This is a genomic window from Enterococcus sp. AZ062 (genome assembly GCF_051715065.1).
Lineage (GTDB): Bacteria > Bacillota > Bacilli > Lactobacillales > Enterococcaceae > Enterococcus_B > Enterococcus_B mundtii.
Window position 1 is genome coordinate 1,565,030 of the sequence record NZ_JBIOTB010000001.1, and the last position, 13,840, is coordinate 1,578,869.

Below are 13,840 nucleotides of genomic sequence, written 5' to 3' on the forward strand. Positions count from 1 at the left end.
TTTGTTCCAGTGATTACTTACTCTTTTTATACCGACTTTTGGCGAGTGCTTGTTTAGATGGTTTCTCCATGTTAGGTTTTGCAACCATTTTTACAGAAATAAAAACACACAAAACAATAACAAAACTTGTGATACCGATGATCATAGATGTGTTATTGATAAAATATTTTGTCAATAATTGAATGATGTCTGTTTGACCAACCACTATGTTTCACCTCCTTTAGACATACAATAAGCAATCATAGTTTATAATGAAAGGATGGTCCTAAAAAAACTCTTTTTGACTTATTTTGAAAAAATAGAAAAGAACTTGCATCCGCAAGCCTTCAACATGGCTCATGTGGATACAAGTTCTTTTTTTGATTATTTATTCTTTATGTTTCGTTTTAAAAGCGTCAAATTTTTCTTTCGCTTCTTCTACCACTTCTTCTAGTTCGTCCTTCAAATGATGTTTCTTTGTAGGATGCTCAGACTCTTCTTCCACTGCATTTGAACCAGACATCGCGACTTCTTTTTCTTCACCGGAGTTGGTCCCAGCTAACGCCTCTTCTTTATTTGTTGTTTCACCTGAATTAGTTCCGGCTAACGCAACTTCATCATCTGTTTTAGGCGCCATTGACCCTCTTAAGCGTTTTTCTTTTTCTCCATCATAATTTGTCATGTTCTCGTCCTCCTTGTTGCTCTGTCTCTATCCTACAACAAGAATAAAATAACTGTCAAAACATAAAGGCGTGTTCATTCGTATTAATTTTCTTTCCTTAGAATTTTCACTTCGTAAGGTGCAAACGTTAGTATACCAGTAAGCGTTTGATTTGTTTCGATAGCCAAGTGAGGATCAAGTAACTCAAGTTGTTGCATCTCTTCAGAAAAATTCATTAGAAAGTAATAGCTCTGTGTCCCATCTGTTCGCGATTGAATCGATACTTTTGGATGTGATGCCTTAACGATTCCTTGTTGCAACGCTAATTTTTCGATGATCGGTTGGTAAAACACTTCTAAAAAATCGAGATCGGTACGAGCCGCTAAGTAATAAGCAGTCCCCTTCCCTAAGCGATTTTCAACTAAAGCTGGTGTACCAGTATAAAAGTCCTTTTGGTAAGTAGCCCTCACCTTCCCTGTCGTTTCTTTGACGATACCACAGTAGTCTTTTGTTTGATACGTTTGTTCCTTGTAAAGGATTTGATTGTGTTCACCTGGATAAAGCGTATCAAGCTCTTTTGGCAAGACACCAAAAAGTGTTTGCAATACTTGTGGCCATTCTCCAAGATGTAACCGATCGTGTTCATTGACCATTCCGGTAAAATAGCTACCAATCAAGGTGCCACCTTTTGTCACATATTCTGAGAGTTCAGCCATCGTTTCTTCACGCATCAAATAGAGCATTGGTGCAACGACTAAAGCATAATTAGTGAAGTCTTGATTTGGCGTCAAAATATCAACAGCAATATCTCTTTCCCAAAAGAATCGGTAATGTTCTTGTAGTGTTTGGATATAACGACGAGTTGGACGACCAAAACCACCGCCTCTTTTTAATGCCCAATTGCTTTCCCAGTCAAATAAAATAGCGACTTTTGCCTCTGTTTGTGTACCTTTGATCGAAGACAAAGTGTCTAATCGTTTTCCGTAAGCCGCTACTTCTTGGAAGACTCGATTGTTTTCTGAATTGTCATGTTCGACCACCGCCCCGTGGAATTTTTCGGAATTTCCTAGTGATTGCCGCCATTGAAAATAGAGTGTGCTATCTGACCCATGTGCCAGTTGTTGCATCCCACTGAGCAGATGCATCCCTGGCTTCTTCGCCTTGTTGAATGCGTGCCAATTCACGTAACTAGGCGTCGATTCCATCACGAGAAACGGTTGTTTCTTCAATGAACGATATTGATCGTGGACGTAAGCTGATTTCATGGCGGTCACATGTAAGGATTCGTATGGGTTATGCCAGTCGGGGTAGCTATCCCAACTGACGATATCTACAACTTCAGCAAATCGGGAATAATCAAGACCTTCCAGGGGAATAAAGTCATGCTGGTCATGGCCTTCTGCCATAAAATTGGTCGTTACTGGAATATCTGGTGTGAGTTCTCTGATCGGTTCGATTTCATGTAAAAAGAAATCGATCGTCCGATCAGTCACAAATCGTTTCCAGTCTAAGTCCATGCCATGTACTTTATGTTCTCCAAGAGGCGAAGGTGGTACAACTTGTGACCAACTGGAATAATCATTACTCCAAAATGTCATCCACCAAGCGTCATTCACCGCTTCTAAGGTTTGATATTTTGCTTTGACCCACTCACGCCATTTGGCTGCACAAAGTGGACAGTAGCATTCTCCTGAGTATTCATTACTGATATGCCACAGCAATAATGCCGGATGGTCACCATATCGTTCAGCTAAACGGCGATTGATTTGCTGGACTTTTTCCCGATAAACAGTTGATGTGTAACAATGGTTATGGCGAAAGCCATGATGATGCTTTTGTCCTTGTGCATTCGTTCGATTCACTTCTGGATATTTTTCACTCAACCATTGAGGGCGTCCACCACTTGGTGTGGCTAAAATCACACGTCCTTGACGTTTGTGCATCTCTTCAAATACTTTATCTAACCACTCAAAGTGATAAACCCCTTCTTCTGGTTCTAATGTACTCCATGAAAAGATCCCTACAGTTACGGTATTGACATGTGCTTTATCCATCAACTCAAAATCTTTTTTCAAGATTTCAGGGTGATTCAACCATTGTTCCGGATTATAATCCCCACCATGGAGTAAACGTGTGTCATTATAAGTCTTCACTTCATTTCCTCCTTTCTACAAGATGATAGATGAATGATTGACAGTCTCCTGCAAGTTGGTAAGTGGTATGATTCACTCCATTGAACAAACGTGGTTTTTTCAGACCGACATTCATCAGGAAATGACCGCTAATCGTTTCTTTTTGATTGATTTGATAATAACTATCCTTATTCAGGCATTCTGGAAGTGGTAAATATGCCTTTGCGGCTGGATTGGCACGTGCCGATTTTTGATAATAACCAATGATTGCCTCTGACCGATCGTGACTAAAAACACCCCAGCAAATTTCATTATCAGCAGGATGATTTGGCAAAATCTGGAGAAATTCCCCATGAGTCAGCAAATGACGATGGGCTTTGTAAAAAGTGATCCGGTCACTGATCTGTTGTATTTCATCTTCTGTCAAAGCCAATAGGTCTAATTCGTAGCCTAAAGGGCCAAACATCGCCACATCTTGGCGGAATGCTAAGGAAGTGTCACGTAACACTTGGTGGTTCGGAGAAGCAGAGACATGATTACTAAAGCTAGAAAGGGGATATCCTGCTAATGTTCCGCTAAGAATACTTAATCGTTCCAACCCATCACTAGTATCACTAGGCCAGATTTGCGGACTATAAAATAATATACCTAAATCATATCTCCCTCCACCACCAGCACAACCTTCGATCAAAAGATCAGGAAAGCTTGTCAATAATTTGCCATAAAGCGTGTAGACGCCTTGGACATAGCGATGGAAGAACTCCTGTTGATGAATCCCCTGTTTTTCTAAATAGGCGGAATAGGCTTCAGTAATATTTCGGTTCATATCCCACTTGATATAAGTTAAATTTGTTTCTTCAATGATCTTTGCCATTTGCTCATAGATCTCTTCAACAATGGCCGGATTCGCAAAATCAAGGACATATTGCCCACGTCCCACCGAGATACGTGAATAGGGATGTCTCACTACCCAATCAGGATGTTTTTCCAATAACTGACTATCAGGAGAGATCATTTCAGGTTCGAACCACATGCCGAATTGAAGGCCCATATTTCTGAGCTTTGTTGCAAAGGCAGCCAATCCGTGTGGGAATTTTTGCTTATCTGGCGTCCAGTCACCTAACGAGGACCGATCGTTGTTTCGTTTGCCAAACCAGCCATCGTCTAAGACAAAACATTCCATTCCTAATTTTTTTCCAATGGTCGCAAGCGACAAGAGTTTTTCTTCGGTAAAATCAAAATACGTTGCTTCCCAGTTATTGAACACGATTGGTCTTGGCGTGTTTTGCCATTGACGATCAATCAAATAGTTTTCGATAAAATGCGTAAATTGTTTGGCAAGACCATTCGTACCTGCAGCGCTATACATCAAGACTGCTTCTGGTGTCGTAAAGCTTTCCTTAGGCGCTAATGTCCAAGTAAATTGTGTCGGATGGATACCGATCATCACTCGCGTTTTATCCCATTCATCCACTTCTGCTTGAGCGAGAAAATTACCAGAATAAACGAGATTCATCCCATAGACCTCTCCTTGATCAAGCGTTGAATTTTGATGTTCCAGCCGGATAAAGGGATTATGCTGATGGCTACTTGCACCTTTTAGTGACCCAATCGCTACGACTCCTTGTTCAAGCGGCCGTTTCTTTTCATGTCGTTCTTTTAACCAAGCACCTGAAAAATGAGTGAAATCATACGCTTTGGTAGAAAGATTCAAGACGCCTGAAAGCATGCGATGGATCTGTAAATCTGCCTCAGATTGATTGATCAGCGTCTGACTTTGAACGATGGCGGTGGAATCGCAAAATAATGTGTAATGAAGTATCAGCTCTAACTGACGTTCCTGATCCACTAATCGCAAAGAGAGTGTTTCCGTTTCTTCCTCTTTCCCATAGGCAGCCGGACACTTTAAGTTTCGTTTCTTGCCTTTTTTAGTCGTTGCTTCGACAAAGCGAAAATCGGTGTAGTAAGGCATTTGGTTACTTGAAAGTTCGATCGCTCCTTCTTTGAAATCAGAAGAACCATACACAGGATATGCTTGTGGATGATCGGTCAAGGTAAAGTTAGGGTCATCTTCAAAAAACTTGACTGTTCCAGCAGATTTATTTTGATCTGTGACCAAGTAGTCGATTTCTTCGACAGATAAACCATGTAAAGATTTTCCGTAATAAATTTGCTCGATCTGTCCATTTTGCATGACATGGAGAATAAAGCTAACTTGCGAATTATTCATGTGAAATATGCGATTGTTTAATTGTTCAATCATGGAAGGCAACACCTCTTAATTTTTAGTTAGTAAAACAAACAAGGAATGAAGAGAGCGACGTTTTGTTCCTCCATTCCTTGTTTGTGGAGAAATCAGAGCTTTTGTATCAAATAATTGACTCTTTTAGCTAACTGATGATTGTAAAAGAATTTATAAAATGGCAGGACAAAAAGCAAACTCAGCTGCGTTTTGGCATCAATCAGTTCATTTCTTTCAGAATAATGTAACGTGAACTCCTGCTCATCTTGACGTTTCAGTTGATAGGTTTGAATGATTTTTCCACCGGAGTAATCAGTAGTCATTTCAAGTAGTTCATCTTTGACTAAACGTTGGATCGTCATCGTGCTTTCGACAGTCGCTTGCCCGAGTTTTGTTCGAAGCGCAGTCGTGACGGCTGCTCCTTCTGTCAGCTCGGTAATCGAAGAGTCCTTGCTGTGAAAATAGCTTAATTGTTCTTCCAGTAGTATTTGGTAAAAATGTGCGGGGTGTGTCGGTATTTTCTTTCGGTAGTTCAATGTATCGATCCGCATGGGGTTCACTCCCTACTGTTCTTCTATGGTGATTTTTCCATCCATCAGTTGGTTTTCTTTTTCTTGTTTCACTTGTTGGCGTTCTTCCTTCAAATATTCACGGTCCATTGCAACTAAGAAAGGCACCCAGATCAGTGTCATCACAACTACAGTCACGATTTGTAAAAGTGCGCCGGTGATCGAACCAGTTCCTAACCAACCTGACAGTAAAATCGGCGTCGTCCAGACTACCGTTGCCCCGATTGGACGAGGAACTAAGCCAAAGTAAATCGCAAAGTATGAAATCGTGGTAGAAGCTAGTGGCGCTAAAATCCAAGGAATGAATGCCACTGGGTTCAACACGACGGGCAGGCCAAAAGTCATTGGTTCTGATACATTAAAAATCGCTGGCGCAATGATCGTTTTCATCGTCTTCTTCATACGGATTGAGCGAGCGATAAAGAATGCCATTGTGATCGAAATACCAAGTTGCATTCCTTGATTGACGAAAACGCCCATAAAGGTCGTGTTGATGATATGTGGCAACTGTTCTGCGCCATTTTTATATGCTTCAAAGTTTTCAATTGCTAAAGCACCCATGATTGGATCAATCACTGCATTGACGACTAACGTGCCGTGGATACCGAACCACCAGAAAAGTTGCGTAAAGAAAACAGCGATCAATACAGCGGGTAAAGTTCCACCAAGTCCCATCAAAGGTTGTTGCAACATCTGATAAACGAAATCGACCGCATTGCCCCATGTGGTAAAAGTAAATAAATAGCGGATGATGTTGAATAAAAACAAAGGAGCAGCTCCAGGAATGATGGCCACGAAAGATTCAGCAATCATCGGCGGTACAGATTCTGGCATCTTGATCGTAAACCCTGAGCGACTGATCCGACTATAGATTTCTGTAGCGACGATCGCTGTCAAGATACCCACGAACATCCCTTCAGCACCTAGTTTCGATAAAGGAATAAACGTTCCCATTGTTTCATCGCTCCCAAACGGTAACAGCATGATGAAACAAGAAAGTGAAATGGCACCAGCAAAGATTTGTGGTTGTTTGTAGTGCCCTGCCAATTGATAACCGATCCCAAATACAATAAAAAGTGCTGAAATACTCATTGTCGCATTGCCTACCGGACCAAAAAACTCATTTAAAAAGGTATTGAATGTTTCCGGTAGAAAAGTAGCGAAGCCAAACGTTGTTGGCAAATTTTGGATAATGATCATAATGGAAGCAAACATTGTTGCAGGAAAAGCCATCATAAAACCATCTCGGAGACTGAGTAGATATTTATTATTTGCGATCAGCGTTGCAGCGGGCACCATTTTTTCAGCTAATTTATCGACAAATTTCATGTGTGATAACTCCTTTTATTTAATATGTGCAAACGTTTACTTGGTGAGTATAATTGTTTACTTAATGTTTACACAAGTGATAAAACAAAAAAAGTTCGAGAAAGTGAGATTCTCGAACTTTTTCAAGGGATAAAAAGGGATAAATAGGTAAAATGAGTTAATCTAAAGCGGGATGTCCTGTCCGATGGAATCGCGTAACACAAGTTCACTGCGACAGATCACACGAATCGGCATCGTTCGTTCTTTTAACATGCGTTCCTTCGCTAAGCGTACAGCTAAACGCCCCATTTCTTCTGGGTTTGCCTTGATACTAGCTAAGCTTGGGGTCATGAATTGAGCCATTTCGATATCATCAAAACTCACGACAGCAATATCATCAGGGATTTTTTTATTTGCTTCACTGATTGCTTTATAAACACCTACTGCCATCGGATCACTGGCGACGATAACTGCTGTGGGCGGTGAGGATTGCGCCAATAACTCTTTGCCTAACCGAAGGCCATCTTCAGGTTTCCATTTTCCCTGATAGGTGTTGGCATAGTGTTGCAGGCCATTTAATTTCATCCATTTCAGGTAAGATTCCGCCCGGATCTCCTCTTTGTTTTTATGAACTTCACCGTTTTCAGCTACTTGACTGCTGTAGCCACCGATAAATGCGATGTTTCGATGGCCTTTCTTGTAGAGGACCTCTAAAACTTCCACGGTTTTTTGTTGGAAATCGGTTTGGATACAGTCAAATTCTTCAGAGTTAGAGTAATTATCGACCAAGATCAAGTTGGGATTGATCGTAGCGATTTTTTTCGTTGCTTCAATCGTCATTTCACTGATCATGATCACTGCCCCATATTTTGCTAACTCTTTCCACTCTTTATGGGCATCTCTCATATGAAAAGCACGTATTGTACGAAAGCGCCACTTTGCCGCTTCTTTTTCGATGCCACCACGGATTTTGCGAAAATAGGGATCATCTAATTCTGCCTCTTCTTGATGTCGAACGATCAAGGCGATCGTCATTTCATCTCCTAGACTTCGACTGCCACGTTTATTTTTGTCGACTGAATAGTTTAATTGATTGGCAATTTCAATCACACGTATCCTTGTTTGTTCGTTGATGCTAAATGTGGGGTCTTCATTCAGGATACGGGAAACACTCGCTGCTGAAACCCCAGCGATTTTGGCAATATCACGTATAGATGCCATTTACTCACCTCTTGTTTACTGTTTACTAAATAGTAACAGATGATTAAACAAAAGGCGAATGAAAAATTTAGCATTCATTCTCTGAGGATTTGCTGTTGTTCTGTGTGAATCAGTGGGTAGAATAAACGAAAAAACCGTAAATCACCATTTGGATTTACGGCTCGATTCTTTTATTACTTGGAAAAAAAGTATCCCCTTTTGGATGTAACAACATGTTTAATCTTCGAAGGCACTTTTTGCTTCTTCGATCTGTTGGATACCTGTTTCTAATATTTTCATTTGTAATAACGTTTCTTCATCTTTTACGATTTTTTCTGCGCCATTGATCAACGTTTCGTAGATTCCTTCGTACACGCGGCGATAATCTCCGACTTCAGAAACAACTTTCTCTTCATGATAAGTTCCTTCTTCATCAATGTAGGTCAATACACCATAGTGTTCCGGTTGATCAATCCCAAAGTCAGCATTTTCAGGCATATAGAACATTTTCAAGTGTTCTTCTTGTCGGTCTTTTGTCTGTTTGACAAACATCCCTTTTTTGCCATAGACAACAAAACTAGGACGTTCTTTGATACGGAAGTAACTTGATTTGATCGAAACTTTCATTCGACCGTAGTAAAAGTCTAAGTCAAAGTAATCATTCATTCGACCGATGCCTAGTAATTGACGGACATCGTAATGAATATCATCTGGTTCACCAAAATAAGAAAGGACCTGATCCACTGTATGACAAGCATGGCCATATAAGTAGCTATTGGCAACTGAAAATTCCTTTGTACCCTCTGGGACTTCTGGGCGGAAGTAGTCATAGTGCATTTCCACTTCTAAAATATCACCAAGCTTTCCACTTTCGATCACTTTTTGAACGGTCAAAAAGTCCGAATCAAAGCGGCGGTTTTGATAACATTGGATAAATAGTCCTTTTTCCGCTGCTAAGTCGAATAATTCTTTTGCTTCTTTTGAAGTTTCTGCAAAAGGTTTTTCGACTAATACGTTCTTGCCATTTTCCAAAGCAAGTTTTGCGTATTCTGCATGAAATTGGCTAGGTGTCGTGATGACCACTAATTGGATCTCAGGATCATTCCACAGATCAGACAACTGATCGGTATATTCGATTTCATCAAAAGTCTCCCAAATAGGTGCTGATGGAGAGTAGATTTTTTTGACGTTGATCTTATCTGGTAGTCTTCTTGAGAACGGTAAATGATAGCGATTGGTACTTTTGCCATTGCCTAAATATGCGATTGTTAACATGTCGTTTCCTCCTACTTTCGAATGATTTCTTTTCTTGAGTATAGCGCACAATAGATAAAAGAAAGCCGATTCTAGTTTTTTTGGTAGAAATGTTCAAAGAAATTGAAAGAATGACGATATTTTTGAAAAAGATGTTCAATCTTAGACTAATCTAAAAAGAAGTGGTTATTTTTCTAGTTATTCAGTAAGATAGATTTGGAGGTGTGTGATGGATGCTTATCGAAGAAAAATTAACCCAACAAGAAACATTTACTACAAATGAAAAACGGATCGCCGATTATCTACGTATGAACTTGGAAGCAGCAGTTTATATGACGATTGAAGAGTTGGCAAAGGAGACCTATACCTCCCATTCCGCAATTATCCGCTTCTGTAAAAAAATCGGCTATAGCGGATTTAAAGAATTTCGCTTTGAATTAGGGCGAGAAGTCCACCAACTGGTTGCTCAGTTCAATCAAGTCATCGATCCTAATTTTCCTTTTACCGTTGATGATGATGCGAAGATGATTGCCAAAAAAATGGCGGATCTATCCATTCAAGCCATCAAAAAAGCGCAATTCCAAATGGAAGATCAATCGTTAGAAACCATCGCGACTGTTTTAAACAAAGCAGAGCGCATTTTCTTATTTGCAAAAGGTGATTCGCAAACAACCGCTCGGAAATTCCAAAACAAATTAGTCAAACTAAATAAGTTCTTGATCTTAGCCGAAGAATATAGCGATTCGTCCTGGAATGCAGCTAATTTGACGGAAAATGACTGCGCAATTTTTATTAGCTATAGTGGACGCATCCATCATTACGAACGTATTCTTACCTATCTGGCACATATTGGTGCACCTAGTTTATTAATCACAGGAAATGAACAGTCTGAAATGGCAAAGAAAGCAGCCATGCGGTTGGTCGTGTCCCAAGAAGAGTATGATTTTGCGAAAGTTGCTACATTCTCTTCTCAAATTGCCTTCGACTATGTCTTGAATACCTTGTACTCCTTGATGTATACGCAAAACTACCAAGAAAATTTATTGAATTTGAAAGAAAAACAAGAACTGATCCAAAAAGGCTTGTTAAAGGAATACAAGAAGTAAGCGTTGTAGGAACAAATAAATAGCCCAAAGACTGAATCCTTCGTTTAGTCTTTGGGCTATTAGTATGGGCGTACAGCGCTTCATTTATCAAAATAACTTAAAATTGATGATTGATTGCTTGGATGAATGTAAATTGACGATCGCTATACTCGAATTCTAAAATACAACAATTTGAAAATTTTATCTTGGCTACTTGCTCATAAGGTAACCATTTTTGAATGAATAAATACATGGCACCACCATGGCTAACTGCTAACACGCTTTGGTGCTCTTTTTCCATGATGTCGATCAAGGTCGTGTTCATTCTTTGTTGGAGTTCTTTTGCCGACTCCCCGCCATAAGGAACAAATGAATCACCATAAGAAGTTTCGCCAACTGGTCGTTTAGGATTCAACGCTTCACTTTCTCCTTCAAATCGGCCAAAGTTCCATTCTTTTAATCCTTTACTTCGCTGATATTCTTTTTGTCCGATAATGATTTCTAGCGTATCGGAAGCTCGTTCTTGTGTGGATGAATAATACGCATCAAAGGTGATTTGATTGGTTTCAAAAAAGTCTCTTGCCACCTCTGCTTGTCTGATCCCAGCTTCTGTCAAGGGAGAGTCACAAGCCCCTTGGATTTTCCCTAATTGATTGAACAAGGTTTGACCATGGCGCATGAGATAAAGTTTTTTCATTTAAAGACCTCCTGTCGATTTGAATATGTATCTTCATTATTTAGTATAGTCTCTGGAGTAAACTCCAAGTCAATAGAAAACCTATTTTTTTTCGATGTGGTTGGTATACAAGTTGTCTTGACTTGAAATGAACAATGCTCCAGATGTTTACCATCAAGCTTTAATAATGGTTATTCAGCGACTGTATAAAAAAGAAGCGCCTACTCCCAACATCGGAAAATTCTGGGGAAGTAGTCGCTTCTTTTTTATTTGTAGATTTTATCTAGCTATCAGTCTTGCTTTTTATTCCTATCTCTAGCCATTTGACTTTATAGCGGAAATCCTCCACCAGTTCTTCCGCTGTCCATTGGTTGATCATATAATCTGTCAAAGAATTCATGACAAGAGCCATCACGAAATATAAAAAGCTAATGGCTTCTTCCGTTGTAGCCATGACAATCTGGTTGATTTTCAACAAATCAAGCCATTGTTCAACCATTGATGTGTCACCTTGCTCATTTGAACGCTTCGCTGAACCAAGATCGTTTGCTCGTGTGAGTAATTTGATGGATCGCCAGTAAGAACTCTCTTTACTTAGCTCTCCACACCAAGCGAGATATTCTTCGATTCCTAAGAAAAAATGGTCTCGATTTCGATTGATTGAAGCAATGATATCTCCATGGACTTGGTTGGAGTAGTTTCGGACAGTGAACGTATACGCATCTTCTAAATCCTGAAAATATTTATAGAATGCCCCACGAGACATGCCCATTGCTTCAACGATTTCTGAAACTTTGACTTGGCTGATGTGCTGATCATAAAATTTATCTAATAAAATCTCTAAGATCCATTGCTGTTTTTCTTTGGAAATATTGAAAAATGTTTCTTTTGGCATAAGCACTCTCCTTACTGCTTAAGCTTTAGCTTGTTCTGTTAGGTAACCATCTTCCATACGATAGACACGGTCGCTCCATTGGATCATCCGAGAATCATGCGTGACCATGACGGTCGCTTTTTGCTTCTCATGGGCTTCCTTGACTAACAATTTGACAACTTCATAGGCATGATCGGTATCTAAGCTTGCTGTGGGTTCATCCGCTAAAATCAAGCTTGGATCATTGAATAAAGCCCTCGCAATCGCTACTCGTTGTCTTTCTCCACCGGATAAATCTTTTGGATAACTGTCTTTTAATTCATAGATATCCAATGACTTCAGCAATTCGTCGATTCGCTCATCCCTTGCTTTTTTCTTAGCGACACGATCGACTAAGTAAAACTGTTCTTTGACCTTTAGGAAAGGGATCAAATTTGAACTTTGTAAAATGAAGCCAATTTCTTTAAAGCGTAAGTCTGCTCGTTTTTTTTCATTTAATTCAGAAAACGAATGACCGTTAATGTGGATTTCACCTGAACTAGGTGTTTGGAGTCCACCAGAGATAGTTAAAAATGTACTTTTCCCTGAACCTGAAGGGCCGATGATGCTGACAAATTCTCCTTGTTTCACTGAAAAATTGATTTCTTTTAGTGCAGTCACTTCTGTTCGGTCGTTGCCGAATTTTTTGACGATATTTTTCATTGTCAAGATTTCTTTCATTTTTCTATTACCCTCCTATCGCAATAACTGGATCAACTTTAGCGACTGTCCGAATGGAGAATAGCCCACCGATCATTGCTACGAGTATCAATACCCCACTATATAAAAGCCACTGAGGCCACATGATCGCGAAAGGCATGGCAGCCGGTAAGATCAAACTAGTCAAGAACGCAAGCCCTACTGCGAATGCTACCCCAACCACTCCTACGATGAATGCTTGTGCTAGTAAGGAACGGGCGATAAATGAATTTCTGATCCCTTGTGCTTTCATCACACCGAAAATCGCTGTTTTTTGTAAGGTGATCACATACATAAAGATGCCTACAACTGCTGCAACAACGACGAACAAGAAATAAATCATCGCATTCAATGTCATGTTTTGTGCAGAATAACCTGGTAGACTTTGAATAAAGTCTTCAATCGATAATTTTTGTAATGTTTTTGATGCCCCATCTGATTGAATAGTGGCAGCTTGTTTCGTGACGATGGCATTGATCGGCTTCTTCTCATCAGAAGCAAAAGGCTGATCGCCAAATTTCAACTGTGTCCATGTATCAAGATCTGTATAAACGACCGGACCAACCGTGTAATAAGTTTCAGGGAAGATCCCAACGATCGTTAGTTCTTCATCATAGCTACCGATTTTGATTTTTTCACCAATCGAAAAACCTAGATCTGCCATATTTTTGGAAATAATGATTTCATTTTTTTGTTCGAACATCTCACCGTCTAATAAATCAGGCAATAAAAACGCATCTCTTGTCGTACCGAATACAGTGATATTTTCCTTTTCTTCTGCTTTGACTGCTCCGCTGAATAAGCCAATAGGCGCTTTGTCTTTTGCGTCTACTTGATCTAGATCTTCTCTCGTCAATTGAGAGGCAGCAAAGACTTTATTGGCATCTTCTGACAACACGATTTCTTGTGCTTGCCAGTCAACAATTGCTTTTTTGAACTCTTCGGAGAGTCCACTTGCTAAACCAGTTAACATAAACACGACATAAGCGATCAAGAACATGATCCCAATAATCAGCCCATAACGTAGTTTGGCATAGCGCATTTCCTTTATCGCTAAAAACATTTTTTTGATTCCTCCGTTTCGATTTCTTTATGAGTGACAAAGTGTCACTAGAGAAAAGT

Annotated in this window: 13 protein-coding genes; 1 reads left to right on the forward strand and 12 read right to left on the reverse strand. The window is 39.8% G+C overall.

Features of this window, described 5'->3' with window-relative positions:
- Positions 1 to 13: 13 nt before the first annotated feature.
- From IGJ00_RS07460 to IGJ00_RS07495, 8 genes are all read right to left on the reverse strand, one after another.
- Positions 14 to 205: a hypothetical protein gene (locus tag IGJ00_RS07460; protein WP_142433040.1), complete on the reverse strand. Its 192-nt coding sequence runs from the start codon at positions 203 to 205 to the stop codon at positions 14 to 16.
- Positions 206 to 367: 162 nt separating this feature from the next.
- Complete coding sequence (locus IGJ00_RS07465; protein ID WP_010735475.1) at positions 368 to 661, reverse strand: hypothetical protein; 294 nt, start codon at positions 659 to 661, stop codon at positions 368 to 370.
- An 83-nt stretch (positions 662 to 744) separates the two neighbouring features.
- Complete coding sequence (locus IGJ00_RS07470; protein WP_142433039.1) at positions 745 to 2,793, reverse strand: beta-galactosidase; 2,049 nt, start codon at positions 2,791 to 2,793, stop codon at positions 745 to 747.
- 1 nt (position 2,794) lies between these two features.
- Positions 2,795 to 5,035: an alpha-galactosidase gene (locus IGJ00_RS07475; protein ID WP_438844275.1), complete on the reverse strand. Its 2,241-nt coding sequence runs from the start codon at positions 5,033 to 5,035 to the stop codon at positions 2,795 to 2,797.
- Positions 5,036 to 5,127: 92 nt separating this feature from the next.
- Positions 5,128 to 5,565 carry a DUF3284 domain-containing protein gene (locus tag IGJ00_RS07480; protein WP_438844276.1) on the reverse strand — a complete coding sequence of 146 codons (438 nt, stop codon included), beginning with the start codon at positions 5,563 to 5,565 and terminating at the stop codon, positions 5,128 to 5,130.
- Between the two features lie 12 nt (positions 5,566 to 5,577).
- On the reverse strand, positions 5,578 to 6,912 hold the full coding sequence (locus IGJ00_RS07485) for a PTS sugar transporter subunit IIC (RefSeq protein ID WP_142433036.1): 1,335 nt from the start codon (positions 6,910 to 6,912) through the stop codon (positions 5,578 to 5,580).
- A gap of 162 nt (positions 6,913 to 7,074) precedes the next feature.
- Positions 7,075 to 8,112, reverse strand: coding sequence for a LacI family DNA-binding transcriptional regulator (locus IGJ00_RS07490; protein ID WP_086334662.1), 1,038 nt, complete (start codon positions 8,110 to 8,112; stop codon positions 7,075 to 7,077).
- 216 nt (positions 8,113 to 8,328) lie between these two features.
- Positions 8,329 to 9,366: a Gfo/Idh/MocA family oxidoreductase gene (locus IGJ00_RS07495; RefSeq protein ID WP_438844277.1), complete on the reverse strand. Its 1,038-nt coding sequence runs from the start codon at positions 9,364 to 9,366 to the stop codon at positions 8,329 to 8,331.
- A gap of 212 nt (positions 9,367 to 9,578) precedes the next feature.
- Here IGJ00_RS07495 and IGJ00_RS07500 point away from each other — a divergent pair, with 212 nt between their 5' ends.
- Positions 9,579 to 10,451 (forward strand): MurR/RpiR family transcriptional regulator, encoded by an 873-nt coding sequence (locus tag IGJ00_RS07500; RefSeq protein ID WP_071867043.1) that lies wholly within the window; start codon positions 9,579 to 9,581, stop codon positions 10,449 to 10,451.
- Between the two features lie 97 nt (positions 10,452 to 10,548).
- Here IGJ00_RS07500 and IGJ00_RS07505 read toward each other — a convergent pair whose 3' ends face one another.
- From IGJ00_RS07505 to IGJ00_RS07520, 4 genes are all read right to left on the reverse strand, one after another.
- The gene (locus IGJ00_RS07505; RefSeq protein WP_438844278.1) at positions 10,549 to 11,127 is read right to left on the reverse strand and encodes a histidine phosphatase family protein; all 579 of its coding nucleotides are present in this window, start codon (positions 11,125 to 11,127) and stop codon (positions 10,549 to 10,551) included.
- A gap of 262 nt (positions 11,128 to 11,389) precedes the next feature.
- Positions 11,390 to 12,001, reverse strand: a complete 612-nt coding sequence (locus IGJ00_RS07510; protein ID WP_074798995.1) for a TetR family transcriptional regulator — start codon at positions 11,999 to 12,001, stop codon at positions 11,390 to 11,392.
- A gap of 18 nt (positions 12,002 to 12,019) precedes the next feature.
- Complete coding sequence (locus IGJ00_RS07515; protein WP_438844279.1) at positions 12,020 to 12,700, reverse strand: ABC transporter ATP-binding protein; 681 nt, start codon at positions 12,698 to 12,700, stop codon at positions 12,020 to 12,022.
- A gap of 7 nt (positions 12,701 to 12,707) precedes the next feature.
- Entirely contained in the window at positions 12,708 to 13,781 is a 1,074-nt protein-coding gene (locus IGJ00_RS07520) for an ABC transporter permease (protein ID WP_071867047.1), read from the reverse strand.
- Positions 13,782 to 13,840 lie beyond the last annotated feature (59 nt).

Coding starts and splice junctions, on each gene's coding strand:
- IGJ00_RS07490 (WP_086334662.1), bottom strand. CDS start 8,112: ATGGCATCTATACGTGATATTGCCAAAATCGCTGGGGTTTCAGCAGCG.
- IGJ00_RS07485 (WP_142433036.1), bottom strand. CDS start 6,912: ATGAAATTTGTCGATAAATTAGCTGAAAAAATGGTGCCCGCTGCAACG.
- IGJ00_RS07510 (WP_074798995.1), bottom strand. CDS start 12,001: ATGCCAAAAGAAACATTTTTCAATATTTCCAAAGAAAAACAGCAATGG.
- IGJ00_RS07475 (WP_438844275.1), bottom strand. CDS start 5,035: ATGATTGAACAATTAAACAATCGCATATTTCACATGAATAATTCGCAA.
- IGJ00_RS07500 (WP_071867043.1), top strand. CDS start 9,579: ATGCTTATCGAAGAAAAATTAACCCAACAAGAAACATTTACTACAAAT.
- IGJ00_RS07515 (WP_438844279.1), bottom strand. CDS start 12,700: ATGAAAGAAATCTTGACAATGAAAAATATCGTCAAAAAATTCGGCAAC.
- IGJ00_RS07495 (WP_438844277.1), bottom strand. CDS start 9,366: ATGTTAACAATCGCATATTTAGGCAATGGCAAAAGTACCAATCGCTAT.
- IGJ00_RS07465 (WP_010735475.1), bottom strand. CDS start 661: ATGACAAATTATGATGGAGAAAAAGAAAAACGCTTAAGAGGGTCAATG.
- IGJ00_RS07505 (WP_438844278.1), bottom strand. CDS start 11,127: ATGAAAAAACTTTATCTCATGCGCCATGGTCAAACCTTGTTCAATCAA.
- IGJ00_RS07520 (WP_071867047.1), bottom strand. CDS start 13,781: ATGTTTTTAGCGATAAAGGAAATGCGCTATGCCAAACTACGTTATGGG.
- IGJ00_RS07480 (WP_438844276.1), bottom strand. CDS start 5,565: ATGCGGATCGATACATTGAACTACCGAAAGAAAATACCGACACACCCC.